Source organism: Arthrobacter globiformis, assembly GCF_003261175.1.
GTDB classification, from domain to species: Bacteria; Actinomycetota; Actinomycetes; order Actinomycetales; family Micrococcaceae; genus Arthrobacter; species Arthrobacter globiformis_A.
On the sequence record NZ_QLNP01000098.1, the window covers coordinates 126,965 to 148,674 of the forward strand.

Consider the following 21,710-nt stretch of genomic DNA (forward strand, 5'->3'; position numbering starts at 1 on the left):
CTGCCTAACGCTTGGTCCGCGCGGAGCGGCTTTCGAACTTCCGGGCCAGGAGGCTCAGCGGGATGGTGACCACCAGGTAGAACGCACCCGCCACGAGGAGCGGAGTTAGTCCCGCACCGAGGCTGGAGATGCCGTCCCGGCCGAACTTGGTGAGTTCGTACTGCGCCGCCGTCAGGCCCAGCACGTAGATCAGCGAGGAGTCCTTGGTCAGCAGGATGACCTCGTTGGTCAGCGGCGGGAGGACAATCCTGAAGGCCTGCGGGATGACGATCGTGACCATGGCCCGCCACTGCGGCATGCCCAGCGACCGCGCGGCTTCGGTCTGGCCCTTGGGCACAGCCTGCAGTCCGGCACGAAGCGTCTCGGCGATGTAGGCGGCCGCCACCATGCCCAGCGAAACCATCACCACGACGGCTACGTTCCACTGGACACCGAACGCCAGCGGAACGCCGTAGCCGAAGGCGATGAAGACCAGCAGCGCCGGGATGCCGCGGAAGAATTCAATGTAGCCAGTGGCGATCCAGCGGTACAACGGGAAGCTGGAGAGCTTCATGAGCGCCAGCAGCAGGCCCCCGGACAGGCCCACGATGAACCCCAGGAACGTGTAGATCAGGGTGTTTTTCAGGCCCGAGAAGAAGATGTCCGGGAACATCGGGCCGATCTTGCCGAAGTTGAAGACGTTGGTGGTGAGGGTCTTCCAGTCGGTGGCCAGGATCAACGCGGCCACGGCCACAACGAAAATCCCTGCCTGGACGTACAGACTTACTCTGGCCCGCTGTCGTGCGGTCATTGCCATGGTGTACTCACATTCATTTTGCGCAGTGGAGGCCCCGCACGGACTGCTGAACAGATCCCGGACGAGGCCCCTGCCGCGTAGGTGTCAGGCGCGCCGGTTACTTGGTGGCTTCGCCGAACCAGCTGGTCTCGAACTTCTTGAGGCTTCCGTCGTCAGTCAGGCGCTTCAGCGTCGTGTTGACCTGCGCGAGCATGGCGGTGTTGCCCTTCTTGACCGCGATGCCGAGCTTTTCCCCGGTGGCGTAGTTCTCGACACGCTTGAACTTGGAGTCATCCTTGATGGCGTAGCCGAGGACCGACTGGTTGCCCAGGGCGGCGTCGATGGTGCCGGCCTTGAGCGCCTGGACCAGGAGTCCGGTGTCCTCAAACTGCTGCGCGTCGATGCCCTTGTCCTTGGCGTACTTGGCACCTGTGGTGGCCTGCTGGACGCCAACCTTCTTGCCCTTGGCGCCGTCGAGGTTCGTGATGCCGGAAGCCTCCGATGCCACCAGGGTCAGGTCGTCATTCAGGTAGGGGTCGGAGAAGTCCATGACGGCCTTGCGGGTATCCGTGATGGAAATGGACGAGATGGAGACGTCGCAGCCGGTGAGTGCGGTGCCGGTCTCGATGGCCTCGAAGGAGCTGTCCACCACATTGACTTCGGCCTTCATGTCCTTGGCCAGTTCGCCGGCGATGTCCATGTCGAAGCCCACGATCTTGCCGTCCTTCTGGAATTCGAAGGGCTCGTAGGGGACGTCGGAGCAGATGGTGAGCTTTCCGGAATTGATGAGCTGCACGCCGCCGCTGCTGGTTGCAGCCGGGGTGGAGCTACCGCCGCCGCAAGCGGTGAGGCTGATGGCCCCGACGGCGAGGATTGCGGCTGCCTTGGCGCTGAATGTGGCCGTGGCACGGGACTTAAGCTGCATTTCTTTACCTTTTGTTGCAGGGGTATGCGGAACTAAATCGGTTCATAGTGTATCGCCGAAGAGGAGATGTGCATCACAGAAAACTAAGTTTCACTATTTGATAACTAAACCACAGCGTTTTTCAAGGGCCTTAATCGTAGGCCTGTCCGGGATTCCGGACGCTCTCTGCCCTCGATAGTAGGGCGTACGGGCCGATGTCCGTCCGAATCAGATCAGTTGCTGATCCCGAGCGACTCCAGCATCGGCCGGAACTTGGCCCACGTCTCAGCCAGCTCTGCCTCCGGCTGGGAGCCCTCGACAATGCCGCAGCCGGCATATAGCCGGACGGTAGTGGGGGACTCTATGACCGCGCCGCGGAGCGCGATGCCCCACTCGCCGTTGCCCGCCGCGTCCAGCCAGCCCACCGGACCGGCATACGGCCCCCGGTCCAGGTGCTCGAGTTTCCGGATCAGTGCCCCCGCAACCTGCGTTGGCGTGCCGCACACGGCCGCGGTGGGGTGCAGCGCATTGATCAGCGCAAGGCAGGTGGGAACGTGGCCCTCCACCTCGGTGAGCTCGGCCTTGACGTCGGACGCGAGATGCCACACGTTGGGCAGCTCCAGGATGAACGGCTCGTCGTGGGCATTCATGGCCTCGGAGAAGGGGGCGAGCTGGGTGGTCAGCGACTGGATGGCGATCTCGTGCTCGTGGCGCTGCTTCTCCGAGCCGGCCAGGACCCTCTCGGCATAGTCAAGCGGCAGCCCGGCCTCGCCCACGGCGTCGCGGCGGTCCAGGGTCCCGGCGAGCACCCGGGCCTGGGCGGTGCGGCCTTCCACCTGGATGAGCATTTCCGGGGTCGCCCCCACGAGGCCGTCCACACCGTAAGTCCAGCATTCCCGGTAACGGCCGGCCAGCTGTCGCAACACCTCGGCGGCGTTCACGCCCTCGGGAACTGTCGCCACGATGTCCCGGGCCAGGACCAGCTTCTCCAGTTTCCCGGTGCGGATCTCGGCGACGCCGGCGGTGACGGCATCCTTCCAGTCCTCTTCGCTGAGGGAACCGGTCTTCAGCGTGGCCTGGTCTGGGACTTCGGCCGGGCCCGGAAGTACGACGGCGGCAGCCTGGTCCGACTCCAGCCACCCCTTCAGGGCGGCGAACGCGCCCGCCTCGGTGAGTTCGCCGTCGTCGGCCGTTATCTGGGTGAGCCAGGCGCGGCCGTCCCGGACGCCCACCACGATCTCCGGCACGATCAGGCGGGATTGGTGGTCTGAAGCCTTGGAGAACGCGAAGGAACCGAACGCCACCGGGCCGGTGCCGGGGCACGCCACATGGTCGGTGATGTCTGCCTCGATGACCAGGTGCCGCCACCAGATGTCCGCCTCGAGGAACCGTTCCGGGCCTGTTGCGGTGAAGCGCGCCACTTCGCCGAAGCCCACCAGACCGGCTTCTCGCCGGGTCCAGCACAGAACGTCATCGCGCACCAGATACGACGGCAGTCCCTCGGGAGCCGAATCTCCATCCAAAGGGACTGTCAGGGTGCGGAGCGTGCTGGTCATGATGGGTCAACAGTACTCCGCGCAGCAATTTACGGTGATTCGCAGTAATCCAGCCGGGCCACCACGCCCGGCAGCGGCGGTGTCACGGAGCCTGCGGAACTTTTGAGACAATGACAGGGTGAACCGAGCATCCTTGGATAAGCGTCCGGACGAAGTAGCCACGATGTTTGACGACGTCGCACCCAAATACGACGTCGTCAACGATGTCCTCTCGATGGGACAGACGCGCCGGTGGCGCAAGGTTGTGGTCGAAGCCATGGACGTGCGGGCCGGCCAGCGGGTGCTGGACCTGGCCGCAGGAACAGGAACCTCCAGCGAGCCATATGCCGATGCAGGCATAGACGTCGTTGCCTGCGATTTCTCCCTCGGCATGCTCAAGGTCGGAAAGCGACGCCGCCCGGACATCGACTTCATCGCCGGTGACGCCACCAACCTGCCCTTCGCGGACAACGCCTTCGACGCCAGCACCATCTCCTTCGGTCTGCGCAACGTCAACGAGCCCAAGAAGGCCCTGGCCGAGATGCTCCGCGTGACCAAACCGGGCGGCAAACTGGTCATCGCCGAGTTCTCCCAGCCCGTCGTTCCGCTGTGGCGCACCATGTACACGGAGTACCTCATGCGCGCCCTGCCGGCTATCGCCACCAAGGTCTCCTCCAACCCGGATGCCTACGTCTACCTGGCCGAGTCCATCCGTGCCTGGCCGGACCAGGACAACCTCGCAGCTTGGCTGCAGGACGCCGGCTGGGAAGATGTCACCTACCGCAACCTGAGCGGCGGCATCGTGGCCGTCCACCGCGCCCACAAGCCCGTCACGGGCAACGGCTCCGCGGAAGCCATCGCAGCCCACACCGGCCCGGTGGCCAAACTGCGCCGCAACCTTCCGCGGACCGCCCGCTGACACTGTGAAAGTACTGATTGTTGGCGCGGGTCCCGCCGGGTCCACCGCCGCGTATTACCTCGCCAAAGCCGGCATCGACGTCACGGTCCTGGAAAAGACCAGCTTCCCGCGCGAAAAAGTGTGCGGCGACGGCCTCACCCCGCGGGCTGTCCGCGAGATCCAGAAGCTCGGCCTGCCGCACCCCGAACAGGACGGCTGGCGCCGGAACAAGGGGCTGCGCCTGCTCGCCGGCGGCCGCAGCATCGAACTGCCGTGGCCCGAGGTATCCGACTTTCCGCAGTACGGCCTGATCCGCACCCGCCTCGGTTTCGACGAGGAACTCGCCCGGCACGCGCAGGCCGCCGGTGCCACAGTCCTGGAACGCCACAGCGTGACCCAGGCGCTCCGCAACGGTGACGGCCGCGTGACCGGCGTGGGCGCAGCGATACTGGACGAGTCCGGTCGGAAGACGGGGGAGACGCTCGACTTCAGCGCCGACGTCGTGCTTGCTGCCGACGGCAACTCCACCCGCACCGCCGTCTCCCTCGGCATCCAGAAGCGCGACGACCGGCCCCTGGGCGTCGCCGTCCGCACCTACTTCACCTCGCCGCGGCACGACGACGACTGGATGGAAGGCTGGCTGGAACTTCCCGGCCGCGACGGAAAGCTCCTGCCCGGCTACGGCTGGGTGTTCGGCGTCGGCGACGGCACCTCCAACGTGGGCCTGGGCATCCTGAACTCCTCCAAGGAATTCGGCAAGCTGGACTACAAGCAGGTGCTCCGCGAGTGGACTGCCGGCATGCCCGCCGAGTGGGGTTTCACCCCCGAGAACCAGGTGGGGGAGATCCGCGGCGCCGCCCTCCCCATGGGCTTCAACCGCACCCCGCACTACTCGCCCGGCCTGCTGCTCCTCGGCGACGCCGGCGGCATGGTGTCCCCCTTCAACGGTGAGGGCATCTCCTACGCCATGGAGTCCGCCCGCTTCGCGGCCGAGTTCATCATTGACGCCTCTGGGTCTGCTGGCAGCCGCCCCGCCCCCGGGGGCTGGAACGCGTCCGACGCCGACGCCCGGCTCGCCGGGTACGCGGACTATGTGCGGGAACAATGGGGATCCCACTTCACGCTGGGGCGTGCCTTCGCCGCGCTGATCGGCAAGCCGGCTGTCATGAAGCTCGCGCTGCGGACCGGGATGCCCATTCCGGTGCTGATGCGCTTCGTGGTCCGGCTGCTGGCCAACCTGACCGACCCGTCGGCCAAGGGCTTCGAAGACCGCGTGATCCGCCTCCTCGAACTGCTGGTCCCGGCCACCTCCAACACTTCCGCCCTTGCCCCCTCCGGCTCCAAATCAGCGGTTTCCGCAACAAAAAGTTAGGGTTAACCCGTGACCAACTCCGCGAACCACAGCTGGACGCACGCCGGGCATGGCCTGCCGGACTCCGAACCCAGCCTCAACACCACTGCCATCGCCACCGGACTGCAGCTGCCGGCAGGCTTTGCGGCCATCGCGGAAGACCCCGACCTGGGTCCTGCCCTCACCACCAACCTGGCCCGGGTGGAGAAGAAACTCCGCGAAGCCATCGCCAACTCCGACCCGCTGGCTGACGCAACGTCGCGTCACCTCGTGGAGGCCGGCGGCAAGCGCATCCGCCCCCTGCTGACCCTGCTCTGCGCCCACTTGGGCGACGCGTCGCTGCCGTCTGTGGTGCAGGCCGCCGTCGTGGTTGAGCTGACGCACCTGGCAACGCTGTACCACGACGACGTCATGGACTCCGCGCCGTTCCGCCGCGGCGCACCAACGGCCCACGAGGTCTGGGGCAACTCCGTAGCCGTCCTCACCGGTGACCTGATCTTCGCCCGCGCCTCCATCCTCGTCTCCGAGCTGGGCGGCCGCGCGCTGGGCATCCAGGCCCGGACCTTCGAGCGGCTGTGCCTGGGCCAGCTGCACGAAACCGTCGGGCCACGCCCGGACGAGGACCCCGTGGAGCACTACCTGTCCGTGATCGCGGACAAGACCGGCTCGCTGGTGGCGGCCTCGGGCCAGTTCGGTGCCATCTTCTCCGGCGCCGACGAGGCCTACGAGGACGTGCTGGTGCAGTACGGCGAGAAGGTGGGCGTCGCCTTCCAGCTTGCCGACGACGTCATCGACGTCACGGGCGTCAAGGTCAAGTCCGGCAAATCCCCGGGCACGGACCTGCGTGAAGGCGTTCCCACCTTGCCCGTGCTGCTGCTCCGCAACGCCGCGGCGGACGGTGACCAGTCCGCCGTCGAACTTCTCAAGCTGATCGACGGCGACCTGTCCTCGGATGAGGCCCTCGCCGAAGCCGTCGCCGGGCTGCGCGAGCACCCCGTGGCGGCGGAGTCCTGGGTGGTGGCCCGTGCGTGGGCGGCCGAGGCCATCGCCGCGCTGGCCCCGCTGCCCGAGGGCGTTGTGAAGGCCTCGCTGACCAGCTTCGCGCACGCCGTGGTGGACCGCGCCAGCTAGCTTGGCCGTAGCATTGGGCCCGGTATCCGTGAGGTGCCGGGCCCTTCTCGCTTGACCCAGCTTAAACGGAACGGCCCCGGTTCCCTGCAGCGTTACGAGTCAAACGCTGCGCGGAACCGGGGCCGTCTCTCCGTTCGCATCAGATCCACCGGAGGCATTCAGTTGATCCGAAAAACAGTCTATGACAGCTTTGTCACATCTGCAAAATTCCTGTTAAGCGGCGTGTCACACAGTCCGCTCCCGCGAGGCCGCTCCGTCCTGACCCTCTTTGGCCACCCGCGCTGGAAGACACGCCGTTGGCATGGCGCGTCCTGAGGGGCAGGCCGTGAAACCGGGTCATGACGGACGGCGCCTGTTTTGTGCACATAGGCAAACCCGCTGCTCCCCAACAGCCCCGGGCGCGCGGACAGTGGAGCGATGGACCTTGAGAAATATCTGGTTCGCCGCGGGGGAGCGGCTAGGAGGGGCGATCTGCTGCGGGCCGGGTTCCGCCGTCCCGTACTTGAGGCTGCCGTAGATTCCGGCCGACTGTACCGGCCGCTGCGGGGGGTCTACGCACTGCACACCGCGGACGACGGCGTCCTGGCCGCCTTCAGGGCGAACGGCCGGCTCACGTGCGTGTCGGCTGCCCGCTTTTACAGCCTGTGGGCCCTTCATCCTCCACGGGAAGTGCACCTGAGTTGCGGCAACGGGGTGCCAAAGGTCGGCGTCATTGACCACGCTCCGTGTATGCACGCATCCGAACCGGGCTATCCGGTGGCGGGCTTGGCCGACGTGCTACTGCACGCACTCAAGTGCCTGCCGGAGCTTGAAGCGCTCGCGCTGGTACAGTCGGCGACCGGCCGGGGCCAGATATCCGCCGACTTCCTGAGGGACAAGCTCATCGGGAACAGGAATGGCCGCGCCCGCGCGGTGCTGGGTCTGCTTATATCGCGGGCAGATTCCGTGCTGGAGGTCCTGGCCCATACCCACTTTGTCCGGGCCGGACTCAGCGTCCGCATGCATGTTCCCCTGCCAGGGGTGGGCGAGGTTGATTGCCTGGTTGAGGAATGCCTCGTGGTGGAGCTGGACGGGTCTACGCACTTTGAACCCCGCCAGGTCAAGAAGGACCACCGGAGAAACAACGCCGGCATACGCGGGGGCTTTCTCACACTGCGCTATTACTACGACGACGTGGTCTATCACCCCGAGTCCATGGTGGAAGAGGTCCTGGCGGTCCTCCGTCTGCGGACACCTGGCAGGTTTGCTCCTGAATGACGCCGTCGTGACCTTCTTTGAGCCGCAAGTCCCGCGACACGCCGACGAAAGGGGCGACTTGCGGCCCGGACGCGACCCATCAGGGTCAGGACGGCAGCAGGAATCTAGTCCTCGTCGTTGAAGGCCCAGTCGAACATGTCGAAGACGAACTCAGAGAAGGTGCCTTCCTCGCTCTTCCACTGGCCGCGGGCGTTGTTCCGCCGGTACACGATGGGGTCCGGGACGCTCAGGTCGCCGGTGCGGAAGCCCCAGGTGAAGTTTTCTTCCTCGTCCTCCAGGAACATAAGGAAGCCCTCGTCGTCCACCTCGAGTTCCTCGGGGTCCCAGAAGTAGTGGTAGGCCTCCATGAGGTCCTCGCACCCGCCGAGTGCCAGGTAGAACTCGCGCAGCACCAGGGGGATGGTGAATTTGTGGTCGGAGAGCTCCGCGTCCAGTTCCTCGGCTGACAGCCCGTCCTCTTCCTGCCATTCGTCTTCGAGATACTTCGGAACGAGCGCACGGAACTTCTCGAGGAACATGTCAGTCATGGCTCTTATCCTAGCTAATCCCGGCCCCTCGAATTGCCGGGTTCGAGCCCCAGCCGGTGCCACCCTCGCACGGCTAGCGGAATGCGCCACGACCGGCGCCAGGCCACCACCCGGAACGTGAACACCAGGGCCGCCACCGCGCTGGCCGTGAGGGCGCTGAACGCACCCAGCAGCCACAGCACTGTGGTGAGTCCGGCGCCCAAGAAGGCAGGCAGCGCGTACAGATCCCGGGCATCGAACAGCTGGGGCACCTCGTTCGCGGTGATGTCGCGCAGCAGACCGCCGCCCACCGCCGTCGTCACTCCGAGCAGCACGGCGGCGACGGGGTTCATCCCGAAGGACAGCGCCTTGAGCGTCCCGGTGATGCAGAACAGGGCCAGGCCCGCGGCGTCGAACAGGGTGAGGAGTGAGGTGTAGCGCTGCACGCTGGAGAACAGGAAGTACACCAGCCCGGTGGCCAGCAACGGCGGCACCAGGTAGGCCGGGTTGCTGAACGCGGCGGGCGGGCCGGAGTTGAGGACGATGTCGCGGATTACGCCGCCACCGAGCGAGACCAGGGAGGCGAGCAGGAGAGACCCGAGTAGGTCGAACTGCTTCCGCGCGGCCAGCAGCGATCCGGACACCGCGAAGAAGAAGATGCCGGCCAGGTCCAGCCATGCCAGGGCGATGTCAAAAGAGAATGTCATGGAGCGTCCCGGCATATTTCAAGGGGCGGACAGTGCAGCTCCAACGTTACGCTAGCCCCTATGAATAGCCCGATCCTGATCGCCTGTGCCCATGGGACCTCCAACGCGCAAGGAGCCGCCGAGGTCAACGCCCTCCGTGACGCCATCGCCGCGCTGCGTCCGGGGCTCGACGTCCGCGAAGCCTACGTGGACGTCCAGCAGCCCGATCTGGTGGACGTAGTGGCCGGGCTCCCCGGGGACCCCGGCTCCGCAGCAACGGCCGGCTCCGCAGCAACGGCCGACGGCGGTGCTGCCGCCGGCGGGCCCGGCGCCGCCGGCACGTCCGCCGTCGTCGTACCCTTGCTGCTCAGCGTGGGCTACCACGTCAAGGTGGACATCGCGAAGGCCGTCAAGAGCCGGCCGGGGACGGCGGCCGCGGCGCCGCTGGGACCCGATCCGCGCCTCGCCGCCCTGCTCGACCAGCGGCTGCGGGAGGCAGGTGTTACGGACAACGACGCGATCGTGCTCGCCGCCGCCGGCTCGTCCAACCCGAACGCCGCGGTCAGCGTGGAGGAACTGGCTGACCAGCTGAGGGCCCTGCGCTCCAACCGAATCGTCCCCGCGTACGGCGCCTCGGCCAAGCCGTCGGTGCCCGAAGCCGTCGCCATGCTCCGCGAGGAAGCCGCAGGCGGCGCCGGGGCGGGGGAGTCGGCCGGGGGCGTGAGCGTTGGCGGGCGCGTGGTAGTGGCCTCGTACCTCCTGGCGCCGGGCTTCTTCCACGACCAGCTCGCTAAGGCCGGGGCAGACCTGGTGACCGAGCCGCTGCTGCCCTCGCCGGTGCTCGCGGAGATCGCGCTGGAACGGTACGACGCCGCGCTCGCGGCCCACGCCGTCACGTCCTGAAACGCGCCGGGAGACAAGCCCCAGGAAGCACAGGCGGCGGCGCCGTTCAAGGCCTCCCGGCGAGTCATGACGAAATGTTTCCTTAGGTGACTTAGCATTTCCGGGCCTTTGTGACGTGTTTCGGGGCGGCCCTACAGTCGATGCATGACTGATACAGCTGTAGCCGGAGCGGCCACGGACAAGCCCGCGCGCCCGGCCCGTGCCTCCCGACCCGCCGCCAAGCCTCACGGCCAGTGGAAGGTGGACGGAACCACCCCGCTGAACGCCAACGAAACCTGGAAGCAGGAAGACGACGGCCTCAACGTCCGCGAGCGTATCGAGTCCATCTATGCCAAGGAAGGCTTCGACGCCATCCCCGGCCAGGACCTGCACGGCCGCTTCCGCTGGTGGGGCCTGTACACCCAGCGCAAGCCCGGGATCGACGGCGGCAAGACCGCAACGCTGGAGCCGCACGAGCTTGAGGACAAGTACTTCATGCTCCGCGTCCGCATCGACGGCGGCGCGCTGACCACCGAGCAGCTGCGCGTCATCGGCCAGATTTCCGTGGACTTCGCACGCGATTCCGCGGACCTCACCGACCGCCAGAACATCCAGCTGCACTGGATCCGCGTCGAAGACATCCCGGAGATCTGGCGCCGCCTCGAGAGCAACGGCCTGTCCACCACCGAAGCCTGCGGCGACGTTCCGCGCGTCATCCTCGGCTCGCCCGTGGCCGGCATCGCCAAGGACGAGATCATCGACCCCACCCCGCTCATCGAAGAGCTGGGCGAGCGGTTCATCGGCAACCCGCTGCTGTCCAACCTGCCGCGCAAGTACAAGACCGCCATCACGGGCCACCCCAGCCAGGACGTGGTGCACGAGATCAACGACTTCGCCCTCGTTGGCGTCAGGCACCCCGAGCTCGGCATCGGCTACGACCTCTGGGCCGGCGGCGCGCTCTCCACCAACCCGATGCTCGGCAAGCGCCTGGGCGCGTTCGTGAAGCCGGAGCAGGCCGCTGACGTGTGGCTCGGCGTCACCAGCATCTTCCGTGACTACGGCTACCGCCGCATGCGCACCAAGGCCCGCCTGAAGTTCCTCATGGCCGACTGGGGTCCGGAGAAGTTCCGCCAGATCCTCGAGGACGAATACCTCGGCTACAAGCTGGCTGATGGCCCTGCCGCTCCCAAGCCCTCCACTCCGGGCGACCACGTGGGCGTGCACGAGCAGAAGGACGGCAAGTTCTTCATCGGTGCCACCCCCATTGCAGGCCGCCTCTCCGGCGCGCAGCTGGTCAAGCTCGCCGACACGCTCGAGGCGCGCGGCTCCTACCGCCTGCGCACCACCCCGCACCAGAAGCTCGTGGTGCTGGACGTTCCCAAGGACGAGGTGGAGCCGCTTGTGGCTGAACTCGACGCGCTGGGCCTGTCCGCCCGCCCGTCCGTGTTCCGCCGCGGCACCATCGCCTGCACCGGCATCGAATACTGCAAGCTGGCCATCGTGGAAACCAAGGTCACCGCGGCCACTGCCGTCGCCGAGCTGGAACGCCGGCTCGCCGACCTCGCGGACAGCGGCCAGCTCCCGCAGGCACTGTCGCTGCACATCAACGGCTGCCCCAACTCCTGCGCCCGCATCCAGACCGCGGACATCGGGCTCAAGGGCATGATGCTTCCCACGCCCGACGGCGACCCCACCCCGGGTTTCCAGGTCCACCTGGGCGGCGGGCTGGCTTCCGTTGAACGCGACGAGGCCGGCCTGGGACGCACCGTCCGCGGCCTGAAGGTTTACGTCGCCGACCTGCCGGACTACGTCGAGCGGGTTGTCCGCAGGTTCGTCGCGGACCGCGCCGAGGGCCAGACGTTCGCCGAGTGGGCCCACGCAGCAGACGAGGAGGCACTCCAGTGAGCAAGCACGCACTGGGAATCGACCCGGTGGTTGAGCCTGTCGAAACCTCGACCAGCGGAACCAAGCGTTCCGTCGAAGAGCTGAAGGCCCTCGCCGAGGCCGGCGCAGCCGAGCTCGGCTGGGACGCCCCGGCCCGCGACGTCATCGCATGGGTCGAGCGCAACTTCGACATGCCCGCCGTCGCCGTCGCTTGCTCCATGGCCGACGCCGTCCTGCCGGCGCTCGTTGCCGACCAGCTTCCCGGCGTCGACGTCCTGTTCCTGGAGACCGGCTACCACTTTCCGGAAACCTACGCCACGCGCGACGAGGTGGCCGCAAACCTCCGCGTCAACGTGGTCGACGTGCTTCCCGAGAACACCGTGGAGCAGCAGGACCGGCTCCTGGGCAAGGACCTGTTCGCCCGCGACGCCGCCCAGTGCTGCGCCCTCCGCAAGGTGGCCCCGCTGCGCCGCACGCTCGCTGGCTACGAACTGTGGTTCACCGGCGTCCGCCGCGACGAGGCCCCAACCCGCACCAACACGCCGCTGGTGACCTGGGACGAGGCCAACGGCCTGGTCAAGGTCAACCCGGTGGCGGCCTGGACGTTCGACCAGCTGGTCCAGTACTCCGATGACAACCTCCTGCCCGTCAACCCGCTCCTGTCCCAGGGCTACCCATCGATCGGCTGCCAGCCCTGCACCCGCAAGGTGGCGCCCGGTGATGATCCCCGCGCCGGCCGCTGGGCAGGAACTAACAAGACAGAATGCGGACTACACGTATGAGCACTTTCATTACTGAGGAGCCCACCCTGGTGACCGACGCCGCTGAATCCAAGCGCCTCTCCAGCCTGGACACCCTCGAATCCGAAGCGATCCACATCATCCGTGAGGTTGTGGCCGAGTTCGAGAAGCCGGCGCTGCTGTTCTCCGGCGGCAAGGACTCCGTGGTCATGCTGCACCTGGCCACCAAGGCGTTCTGGCCCGGCAAGGTCCCCTTCCCCGTGCTGCACGTGGACACCGGCCACAACTTCCCCGAGGTTATCGACTTCCGCGACCGGACGGTGGAGCGGCTGGGACTGAAGCTCGTCGTCGGCTCCGTGCAGGAGTTCATTGACCGCGGCGAGCTGGCCGAGCGTGCCGACGGCACCCGCAACCCGCTGCAGACCGTCCCGCTGCTGGACGCCATCCAGTCCAACAAGTTCGACGCTGTGTTCGGCGGAGGCCGCCGCGACGAGGACAAGGCCCGCGCCAAGGAGCGCATCCTGAGCCTGCGCGATGAGTTCGGCCAGTGGGACCCGCGCAACCAGCGCCCCGAGCTGTGGAACCTGTACAACGGCCGGCACACCGTGGGCCAGCACGTCCGTGCGTTCCCCATCAGCAACTGGACCGAGCTGGACGTGTGGCGCTACATCGAGCGCGAAAACATTGAACTTCCGGGCCTGTACTACGCCCACGACCGCGAGGTCTTCGCCCGCGACGGCATGTGGCGCGCGGTGGGCGAGGTGTCCCAGCCGCTGCCGCACGAGGAAGTCATCACCAAGACCGTCCGCTACCGGACCGTCGGTGACATGTCCTGCACCGGCGCCGTCGAGTCGGCCGCCGCCACAGTGCGCGACGTCGTGATCGAAGTTGCCGCCTCCACCATCACCGAACGTGGCGCCACCCGTGCGGATGACCGCATCTCCGAGGCCGCCATGGAAGACCGCAAGAAGGACGGCTACTTCTAATGACTACCGACATTGACACCGCCCGCGCCGCGGCGCTCCTGGACGAGGCCCCCCTCGCCTCTGCCTCGCTGTTCCGCTTCGCCACCGCCGGATCGGTCGACGACGGGAAGTCCACTCTGGTGGGCCGCCTCCTGCACGACTCCAAGGCGATCCTCGCCGACCAGCTCGAGGCTGTTGCCCGGACCTCCTCGGACCGCGGCTTCGGCGGCGACAAGGGCGGCATCGACCTCGCCCTGCTGACCGACGGACTGCGTGCTGAGCGCGAACAGGGCATCACCATCGACGTGGCCTACCGCTACTTCGCCACCGACCGCCGCAGCTTCATCCTGGCGGACTGCCCGGGGCACGTCCAGTACACCAAAAACACGGTGACCGGCGCGTCCACAGCGGACGCCGTCGTCGTACTTATTGACGCCCGCAAGGGCGTGCTCGAACAGACCCGCCGGCACCTGTCCGTGCTGCAGCTGCTGCGCGTGGCGCACGTGATTGTGGCCGTGAACAAGATCGACCTGGTGGACTTCAGCGAGTCCGTTTTCCGCGAGATCGAAGCCGACGTGCAGCAGGTGGGCCGTGAACTGGGCCTCGGTTCCGATGGTATTGCCGACCTGCTGGTGGTTCCGGTATCCGCGCTCGACGGCGACAACGTGGTGGAGCGCTCGGAGCGCACCCCCTGGTACACCGGCCCGGCGCTGCTCGAGGTGCTCGAGACGCTGCCCGCCGCCGACGAACTCGAAAGCCACCTGGAGAGCTTCCGCTTCCCGGTACAGCTGGTCATCCGGCCGCAGGGCGCCTTGGCACCCGACGCCGTGGCCGCCGGCCTGGACGTGGAGGCCTACCGTGACTACCGCGCGTACGCCGGACAGATTACCGAAGGCTCGGTCAAGGTTGGCGACAAGGTCAGCGTGCTGACCCCCGGCCAGGACCCGCGCACCACCACGGTGATTGGCATTGACTTCGCCGGTGTCTCGCTGGAGGAAGCCTCCGCTCCGCAGTCCGTGGCGATCCGCCTGGCGGAGGAGTTCGACGTCGCCCGCGGTGACACCATCGCCGCCGCCGGCACTGTCCGCGAAAGCACCGCCGACCTGTACGCCCAGCTGTGCTGGCTGTCCCCGAAGCCGCTCCGCGAGGGCGCCAAGGTCCTGGTCAAGCACGGCACCCGCACCGTGCAGGCCCTGGTGCGCAGCGTCAACGGCAAGCTGGACCTGGCCACCTTCAACCTCGAGGGTGCCTCCAGCCTGGAGCTCAACGACATCGGCCACGCTCAGCTCCGGCTCGCGGCTCCGCTGCCGCTCGAGAACTACCTGCACCACCGCCGCACGGGCGCGTTCCTGGTGATCGACCCGCTCGACGGCAACACCCTCGCCGCCGGCCTGGTCAAGGACCACCCGGGCGACCACGAGGACGAGCGCTACTCGATCTGATCGCGCCGAATTCGCCGCAAACCTGCGAGGCCGCCGTAGCCATACGGCGGCCTCGCTGCGTTCCTGCGAGCTCGGGGTGAGCGGCCGGCGTTAGGCGCCGGCTTCGAGGACCGACTTGAGCTTCTGCAGGTCCTTGCGTGTTGCTCTGCAGATCATCGGCGCCATGAACAGCCCCGCCAGCTGCGAGAAACCCGACGGTTTGCCCGTGTTGCCGAGCGTCATCCGGGTCCCCCCGCTGACCTCTGCCCACGTGTAGGTCGTCTGCATGGGAAAGGGACCCTGGGCGGTGCGCATCACAAGCTTCTCGCCCGGGACGTACTCGGTGAATTCGTAGGTGTAGTTCAGGTCTCGGCCCAGGAACTTGGCAGTGAAGGCAACCTTGGATCCGACGTCGATCGGTCCGGCCGTCAGCCGGCGTGAAGAGTGGATGTTGTCGTACCACTGCGGCGCGTTGTCGGGGTTCGAGGCGTACTCTGCCACGACATCCCGCGGCCGCCGGATAAGGACCTCTGTCTGAACATCCACCATGCTTGCGTCTCCTATGTGCGGGGGCGAGGTCTAGCCTAGGAACAACGTTAGTCCTCGTTCGTCCCGGGAGGGTACGTGGAATCCATCACCAGCCGGCTCATCAACTGGGCGTCAATTCTGGACGACAAGACCCGCGAGCAGGCCCTGACTACCTCCCGCCTACCGTTCATCTACCCCCACTTGGCACTGATGCCGGACGCACACCTGGGCAAAGGCGCAACGGTGGGGTCCGTCATCCCGACGCTCGGGGCGATCATTCCGGCCGCCGTCGGGGTGGACATCGGCTGCGGCATGATCGCGGTGCGAACCCAGTACAGCCTTAAAGACCTGCCGCGGGACCGGAAGCCGCTGCGCGAGAACATCGAGCGCGCCGTTCCGCTGTCGGCGGGCCACAACAACCGCAAGGTGACGACCACTGCGGAGCCGCGCATCGCGGAGCTGCACCGGCGGGCCGAAAAGGCCGGGTTCAACCCGGCGCAGTATGTGGCGAAATGGGACCTGCAGCTCGGCTCGCTCGGCTCCGGCAACCACTTCATCGAGGTCTGCACCGACGAGACCGACGCCGTGTGGCTGTTCCTGCACTCGGGCTCACGCGGCATCGGCAACAAGATCGCCCAGCACCACATCAAGGTGGCGCAGGGCGTGGCCCGGGACAAGCGCATCAGCCTGGAGGACCCGGACCTCGCGTACCTGGAGGAGGGCACGAAGGAGTTCACGCGGTACATCAAGGAGCTGCGCTGGGCCCAGCACTTCGCCCTGCTGAACCGCGAGGAGATGATGGACCGCGTGATCCGGCAGTTCGGTGATTGGGTCGGCGGAACGGTCACGGAGACGGAGCGGATCAACTGCCACCACAACTTCACCCAACAGGAAACGCATTACGGAAAGTCGGTCTGGGTGTCGCGCAAGGGCGCCATCAAGGCCGAGGCCGGCGACCCCGGCCTGATTCCGGGATCCATGGGGACGGCGTCGTACGTCGTGGAGGGACTGGGCAACACCGCCTCCCTGAACTCCTCACCCCACGGTGCCGGCCGGGAGTATTCGCGTAACGCAGCGCGCAAGACGTTTTCTCTCGCCCAGCTCAAGGAGGCCATGCACGGGATCGAGTTCCGGGCCAGCGAGGCGTTCATCGATGAGATCCCGGCCGCCTACAAGCCCATCGACCAGGTCATGCACGACGCCAAGGACCTCGTGAGGGTACGGCACCGGCTGCGCCAGCTGGTCAATGTCAAGGGGGATTAGCCCCTGAAATGTTAAGGCCTGCGCACAGGCGGATTTATGTGGCTGAATGTGACGCTGCATGAACGTGCGTGACCCCCGGTTTCCGCTTCGTTGAACCGTGTTTACGCCAGTCCCTATGGTGAATCCATGAGTACTTCCAGGCCGGGCATGACCCGCATTGTGGCCGGCGAGAGCCAGACGCCCAAGCGCCGCCGCGCCCTGGAAGTCGCGCTGGCCGTCGGCCTGGTCCTGCTGATCAGTGTTGGAGCGGTTGTTGCGTCGGCAGTGGCCCGGGATTCCAATGCCTCCGCGGCTCCGGACGCGGCGGGTACCCCGGCGGCCGAGCTAAAGCTGGGCTACTTCGGAAACATCACGCATGCCCCGGCACTGGTCGGAGTGAAGCAGGGCCTCATTGCCAAGAACCTGGGCGACACCAAGCTCAGCACCCAGGTATTTAACGCCGGCCCGGCCGCTATTGAGGCGCTGAACGCGGGCGCGATCGATGCCACGTACATCGGTCCGAACCCGGCCATCAATTCTTTCGTTAAGAGCAAGGGCGAATCCGTCAGCGTCATCGCCGGGGCAGCCTCCGGCGGCGCGCAGCTGGTGGTCAAGCCGGAGATCAAGTCCGCGGCCGACCTCAAGGGCAAGACCCTGGCCTCCCCGCAGCTGGGTGGCACCCAGGACGTGGCGCTGCGCGCCTGGCTGGGCAAGCAGGGTTACAAGACCACTCCCGACGGCGGCGGGGACGTTGCCATCAATCCCACCGAGAACGCCCAGACCCTGAAGCTGTTCCAGGACGGCAAGCTCGACGGCGCGTGGGTGCCCGAGCCGTGGGCCTCCCGTCTGGTGCTCCAGGCCGGAGCGAAGGTCCTGGTGGACGAGAAGGACCTGTGGGACGGCTCGCTGACCGGCAAGCCCGGCGAGTTCCCCACCACGATCCTGATCGTGAACAAGAAGTTCGCCGCGGAGCACCCGCAGACCGTGGAGGCCCTGCTCAAGGGCCATGTCCAAGCCGTGAAGTGGCTCAACGACACCCCCTCCGCCGAGAAGGCCGCCGTCGTCAATGCCGCCCTCAAACAGGATGCAGGCAAGGCCCTGGCGCCTAACGTCATTGACCGCTCGCTGAAGAACATCGTGTTCACGGTGGACCCGCTGGCGGGAACGTACAAGAAGCTGCTGCAGGACGGTGTGGACGCCGGCACCACCAAGCAGGCCGACCTCAACGGCCTCTTCGATCTCCGGGCGCTGAATTCAGTGGCCACGGAAAAAATCACAGCTGCAGGGCTGGGCCAGGATTAGTCCGGCCCCGCATCTGCGCCGCTGCATTTAACGCACCACGAACAAAGGACGGAACCATGCCAGTCGTACTGGAGAACCTGGGCAAGCGCTTCGGCGAAGGCGCCCCGGTGCTGGACGACGTCAACGCCACCATCGGCAGGGGCGAGTTCGTCGCACTCCTGGGGGCGTCCGGCTGTGGCAAGTCCACCTTGCTGAACATTATGGCGGGACTGGAGCTCCCGACGTCGGGCGCCCTGGAGGTGCCCAGCGACGGCGCCGCCTTCATGTTCCAGGACTCTGCCCTGTTCCCGTGGCTCACCGCCCGCGAGAACGTGGAGCTGGCGCTGAAGCTGCGCGGGGTGGGCAAGGCCGAACGGCGCGTCAAGGCCGCCGAGCTGCTGGACCTGGTCCACCTTGCCGAGGCCGCTGACCGGCGTCCGCACGAGCTGTCCGGCGGCATGCGTCAGCGCGTGGCTCTGGCCCGCTCGCTCGCGCAGGACCGCCAGTTGCTCCTCATGGATGAGCCGTTCGCGGCGCTGGACGCCATCACCCGCGACCTGCTGCACGACGAACTCGAGCGCATCTGGAAGGAAACCGGACGCACCATCGTCTTTGTGACCCACAACGTCCGCGAGGCGGTCCGCCTGGGCCAGCGCGTCCTGCTGCTGTCCTCCCGGCCCGGCCGCGTGGTGCAGGAATGGGAAGTCACCGAAGAACACCGTACCGACGCCGGTCTTGCCGGACAGCTGACCGGGGTCATCACCGCCCGGCTGCGAGAGGAGATCCGCCGCCATGCCAAGTAACTCATCTCCCGTGGCCGAGACGCCCGAGGCGACCGAAACGCCGCTGGTTGAGCCTGCCGAAACCAAGATCTCAACCAGCGCCGCGGAAAAGGTTCACGCCGCGCTGACCCGGTCTTCCACTGGCTCGGCGGACCTGCGCGAACTCGAATCGGGGCTGGACTCGCTGCAGTCGGACGCTGTTCGCAAGGCGCGCATCGACTGGAGCCGGATCCTGCTGCCGATCGCCGCCGTCGTGGTGCTGATCATTATCTGGCAGTTCTACGTTTCGCTGGGCCTCAAGCGCCGCGACCAGGTGCCCGGCCCCATGGACGTGCTGGAGCAGTTCGGTGCGCTGTGGGCTGAGGGGTCGCTGCAGGAGGCCGTCTGGACGTCGCTGCAGCGCGGGCTTCTGGGGTTCCTAATCAGTGTTGCGATCGCCACACCTGTCGGGCTGCTCCTAGCCCAGGTGGCGCCGCTACGCAGGGCGTTCGGGCCGCTGATTTCCGGACTGCAGGTGCTGCCGTCGGTGGCCTGGGTGCCGGCCGCCATCATCTGGTTCGGCCTCACCGACGCCACGGTGTACTTCGTGGTGTTCATGGGTGCCATCCCGTCCATCATCAACGGACTGATCTCCGGTGTTGACCAGATCCCGCCGCAGTACCGCAGCGTGGGTACGGTCCTCGGCGCCTCGCGGCTTCAGATGGCCGTACAGGTCATCCTCCCCGCGGCACTTCCGGGTTATCTCAGTGGCCTCAAGCAGGGCTGGGCCTTCTCCTGGCGTTCGCTCATGGCCGCGGAAATCATCGCCGTGGGCGGCACCATCGGCTTCGGCCTCGGCTCCATGCTGAACCAGGGCCGCGACCTTGCCGACATGACCATCGTCATGTCCGCGATCCTCCTGATCCTGGCCGTGGGCATCCTGATCGAGCTGCTGGTGTTCGCGCCGATCGAGAAGCGACTCCTCCAGCGCCGCGGCCTCCTGGCAGGCAGCACCCGCTAAGCACCCCCGTACTGAACCCGAAAGCCCGACGGCGACTCCGCCGTCGGGCTTTCCTCTGCCCGCCGACGGACCCTTGCTCCGCGAACAATGCATGCCTAGACTCGCGATGAGGCCGGCATCCGGCCCGATTCCACAACTGTTCAGGAGGTAGCCGTGGCACCAAAATTTGGACTGCTGGCACTGGTCGAGGCCAAGCCCGGGAAGGAACAGGAAGTTTGGGACTTCCTCGGCGGCGGCCGCGAGATAGTGCTCACCGAGCCCGGCACGAGGACCTGGTACGCCTTCCGAGTCAGCGCGAACACCTTCGGCATTTTCGACACTTTTGACACTGAGGAGGACCGACAGGCGCACCTCCAAGGGGCCATTCCTGCAGCCCTTGGCCAATATGGTCCGTCCCTGCTCGCCAAGGATCCGGACATCCGGCCGATCGAACTCATCGCCGTAAAGTAACGGCCCGCGTGGGGCGGAGGCGGCCCTACGCCGCCTCCGCACCTATGTGACGCAGCGTTACCTTGCGTGAACTGGTGTTTCTGTGCCGTTGGTGGGGCCCGTAATACAGCCCTACCGTTGATTCATGGCAATTCAGGACATTTACCCCACTGCGCTGCGCCTCCTCGGCCGCCCTGTGCTGGTGGTGGGCGGCGGACGCGTTGCTGCGCGCCGCGCGAAGGGCCTGCTTGACGCCGGTGCCCGCGTCACCGTGGTTGCCCCCGAGGCCACTGCCGCGCTCCGCGAACTCGCCGACGCCGGCCTTCTCACCTGGGAGCCCCGCACCTACCGGTCCGAGGATGTCGACGGCGTCTGGTTCGTCCAGACCGCCACTGGCGATCCCATGGTGGATAAGCTGGTAGCTTCCGACGCCGAGGCGCAGCGCGTCTGGTGCGTCAACGCCTCCGACCATGAAGCATCCGCCGCCTGGACGCCCGCCGTCGCCGTGGTGGACGACGTCAAGATCGCCGTCAACGCCGGGGGAGACCCCCGCCGTGCCATGGCCCTGCGCGATGCCGTCGCCACCGCCCTGGAGTCCGGCGACCTGCCGCTGCGGCGCCGCCGGGCACACCGCGGATCGGTTGCCCTTGTCGGTGGCGGCCCCGGCGACACCGGCCTCATCACCGTCCGCGGCCGCCGGCTGCTCGGCCAGGCCGACGTCGTCGTCGCCGACCGCCTCGGTCCCCGTGAACTGCTCAACGAACTTGCCCCGGACGTCCGCGTCATCGAGGTGGGCAAGACCCCCGGCCACCACCCCGTGCCGCAGGCCGAGATCAACCGGATCCTCGTCGAGGAAGCCCTTCAAGGCCACCGCGTGGTGCGTCTCAAAGGCGGCGACCCCTACGTCCTGGGCCGCGGCGGCGAGGAGGCGGAATTCTGCCGCCGGCACGGCGTCGAGGTTGAAGTGGTTTCCGGCGTGACCTCCGCGATCTCTGTCCCCGCCGCAGCGGGCATCCCGGTCACGCACCGCGGCCTGGCGAAGGGCTTCAGCGTTGTAACGGGCCACGAGGAACTGTCCGAGGTCCCGGCCCGCGCCGACCACACCGTGGTGCTGCTGATGGGCGTGGGCCAGCTGCGCGAATCCGCGTCCGCCCTCGGCAAAGCCGGCCTGCCCGGAGACACACCAGTTGGTATTGTTGAAAACGGCTACCTGCCGGACCAGCGCGTCACCATCGGCACCCTCGGCACCATCGCCGACCAGGCCGAGGCCGCCGGCGTCGCCAATCCTGCAGTGATCGTCATCGGTGACGTTGTCCGCGTCAGCCCCTTCGCGCCGTCGCACTTCAAAACCGCCGACTACAGCACCACCAGCCCCAACAAGCCCCGCACAAGCACCACCCGCGTTCTCACCCCCTAGCCCCCGAGTCCCAACTAGCTGGCAGTTGTTGTCGTTATGAGCCTTCAAAACGACAACAAATGCGAGTCAGTTGGGTGGGACCGAAGAAAAGGAACA

General features: G+C 66.9%; 21 protein-coding genes. 15 read left to right on the forward strand and 6 right to left on the reverse strand.

Annotated elements, in window-relative coordinates; translation table 11 throughout:
- Nucleotides 1–4: 4 nt before the first annotated feature.
- From DBZ45_RS17155 to DBZ45_RS17165, 3 genes are all read right to left on the reverse strand, one after another.
- Nucleotides 5–796, reverse strand: coding sequence for an amino acid ABC transporter permease (locus tag DBZ45_RS17155; protein ID WP_111905073.1), 792 nt, complete (start codon nt 794–796; stop codon nt 5–7).
- 97 nt (nt 797–893) lie between these two features.
- Nucleotides 894–1,700 (reverse strand): ABC transporter substrate-binding protein, encoded by an 807-nt coding sequence (locus DBZ45_RS17160; RefSeq protein WP_111905074.1) that lies wholly within the window; start codon nt 1,698–1,700, stop codon nt 894–896.
- Nucleotides 1,701–1,912: 212 nt separating this feature from the next.
- Nucleotides 1,913–3,235: an isochorismate synthase gene (locus tag DBZ45_RS17165; protein WP_111905075.1), complete on the reverse strand. Its 1,323-nt coding sequence runs from the start codon at nt 3,233–3,235 to the stop codon at nt 1,913–1,915.
- A 118-nt stretch (nt 3,236–3,353) separates the two neighbouring features.
- Here DBZ45_RS17165 and DBZ45_RS17170 point away from each other — a divergent pair, with 118 nt between their 5' ends.
- From DBZ45_RS17170 to DBZ45_RS23485, 4 genes are all read left to right on the forward strand, one after another.
- Nucleotides 3,354–4,133, forward strand: coding sequence for a demethylmenaquinone methyltransferase (locus DBZ45_RS17170; RefSeq protein ID WP_111905076.1), 780 nt, complete (start codon nt 3,354–3,356; stop codon nt 4,131–4,133).
- A 4-nt stretch (nt 4,134–4,137) separates the two neighbouring features.
- A complete protein-coding gene (locus DBZ45_RS17175; RefSeq protein ID WP_111905077.1) occupies nt 4,138–5,484 on the forward strand; it encodes a geranylgeranyl reductase family protein in 1,347 nt (448 codons plus the stop codon).
- A 9-nt stretch (nt 5,485–5,493) separates the two neighbouring features.
- Nucleotides 5,494–6,594, forward strand: coding sequence for a polyprenyl synthetase family protein (locus tag DBZ45_RS17180; RefSeq protein WP_111905078.1), 1,101 nt, complete (start codon nt 5,494–5,496; stop codon nt 6,592–6,594).
- 729 nt (nt 6,595–7,323) lie between these two features.
- On the forward strand, nt 7,324–7,851 hold the full coding sequence (locus tag DBZ45_RS23485) for an endonuclease domain-containing protein (protein ID WP_317616967.1): 528 nt from the start codon (nt 7,324–7,326) through the stop codon (nt 7,849–7,851).
- A gap of 104 nt (nt 7,852–7,955) precedes the next feature.
- On the opposite strand, the gene DBZ45_RS17190 is transcribed toward DBZ45_RS23485, so the two are convergent.
- On the reverse strand, nt 7,956–8,378 hold the full coding sequence (locus DBZ45_RS17190; RefSeq protein WP_102971347.1) for a hypothetical protein: 423 nt from the start codon (nt 8,376–8,378) through the stop codon (nt 7,956–7,958).
- Between the two features lie 14 nt (nt 8,379–8,392).
- The gene (locus DBZ45_RS17195) at nt 8,393–9,064 is read right to left on the reverse strand and encodes a trimeric intracellular cation channel family protein (protein ID WP_111905312.1); all 672 of its coding nucleotides are present in this window, start codon (nt 9,062–9,064) and stop codon (nt 8,393–8,395) included.
- Nucleotides 9,065–9,124: 60 nt separating this feature from the next.
- Between DBZ45_RS17195 and DBZ45_RS17200 the strand changes: the two genes are divergently transcribed.
- From DBZ45_RS17200 to DBZ45_RS17220, 5 genes are all read left to right on the forward strand, one after another.
- Entirely contained in the window at nt 9,125–9,946 is an 822-nt protein-coding gene (locus tag DBZ45_RS17200; RefSeq protein WP_111905080.1) for a sirohydrochlorin chelatase, read from the forward strand.
- Nucleotides 9,947–10,090: 144 nt separating this feature from the next.
- On the forward strand, nt 10,091–11,830 hold the full coding sequence (locus tag DBZ45_RS17205; RefSeq protein WP_111905081.1) for a nitrite/sulfite reductase: 1,740 nt from the start codon (nt 10,091–10,093) through the stop codon (nt 11,828–11,830).
- Between the two features lie 11 nt (nt 11,831–11,841).
- Nucleotides 11,842–12,591, forward strand: coding sequence for a phosphoadenylyl-sulfate reductase (locus tag DBZ45_RS17210; protein WP_190243186.1), 750 nt, complete (start codon nt 11,842–11,844; stop codon nt 12,589–12,591).
- A complete protein-coding gene (gene cysD, locus DBZ45_RS17215; RefSeq protein ID WP_111905082.1) occupies nt 12,588–13,535 on the forward strand; it encodes a sulfate adenylyltransferase subunit CysD in 948 nt (315 codons plus the stop codon). The genes DBZ45_RS17210 and cysD overlap by 4 nt, the downstream gene beginning before the upstream one ends.
- On the forward strand, nt 13,535–14,956 hold the full coding sequence (locus DBZ45_RS17220; protein WP_223257137.1) for a sulfate adenylyltransferase subunit 1: 1,422 nt from the start codon (nt 13,535–13,537) through the stop codon (nt 14,954–14,956). The genes cysD and DBZ45_RS17220 overlap by 1 nt, the downstream gene beginning before the upstream one ends.
- A 90-nt stretch (nt 14,957–15,046) precedes the next feature.
- Here DBZ45_RS17220 and DBZ45_RS17225 read toward each other — a convergent pair whose 3' ends face one another.
- Nucleotides 15,047–15,484, reverse strand: a complete 438-nt coding sequence (locus DBZ45_RS17225) for an SRPBCC family protein (protein ID WP_111905083.1) — start codon at nt 15,482–15,484, stop codon at nt 15,047–15,049.
- A gap of 75 nt (nt 15,485–15,559) precedes the next feature.
- Here DBZ45_RS17225 and DBZ45_RS17230 point away from each other — a divergent pair, with 75 nt between their 5' ends.
- The 6 genes from DBZ45_RS17230 (at nt 15,560) to cobA (ending at nt 21,614) form a co-directional block, all read left to right on the forward strand.
- A complete protein-coding gene (locus tag DBZ45_RS17230; protein ID WP_111905084.1) occupies nt 15,560–16,726 on the forward strand; it encodes an RtcB family protein in 1,167 nt (388 codons plus the stop codon).
- A gap of 147 nt (nt 16,727–16,873) precedes the next feature.
- Nucleotides 16,874–18,007: an ABC transporter substrate-binding protein gene (locus DBZ45_RS17235; protein WP_111905085.1), complete on the forward strand. Its 1,134-nt coding sequence runs from the start codon at nt 16,874–16,876 to the stop codon at nt 18,005–18,007.
- A gap of 56 nt (nt 18,008–18,063) precedes the next feature.
- Nucleotides 18,064–18,789 (forward strand): ABC transporter ATP-binding protein, encoded by a 726-nt coding sequence (locus DBZ45_RS17240; protein ID WP_111905086.1) that lies wholly within the window; start codon nt 18,064–18,066, stop codon nt 18,787–18,789.
- Nucleotides 18,779–19,768 (forward strand): ABC transporter permease, encoded by a 990-nt coding sequence (locus DBZ45_RS17245; protein WP_111905087.1) that lies wholly within the window; start codon nt 18,779–18,781, stop codon nt 19,766–19,768. The genes DBZ45_RS17240 and DBZ45_RS17245 overlap by 11 nt, the downstream gene beginning before the upstream one ends.
- 153 nt (nt 19,769–19,921) lie before the next feature.
- Entirely contained in the window at nt 19,922–20,218 is a 297-nt protein-coding gene (locus tag DBZ45_RS17250; RefSeq protein WP_111905088.1) for a putative quinol monooxygenase, read from the forward strand.
- 124 nt (nt 20,219–20,342) lie between these two features.
- Nucleotides 20,343–21,614 carry a uroporphyrinogen-III C-methyltransferase gene (gene cobA / locus DBZ45_RS17255; protein ID WP_111905089.1) on the forward strand — a complete coding sequence of 424 codons (1,272 nt, stop codon included), beginning with the start codon at nt 20,343–20,345 and terminating at the stop codon, nt 21,612–21,614.
- The last annotated feature ends 96 nt before the right edge of the window (nt 21,615–21,710 follow it).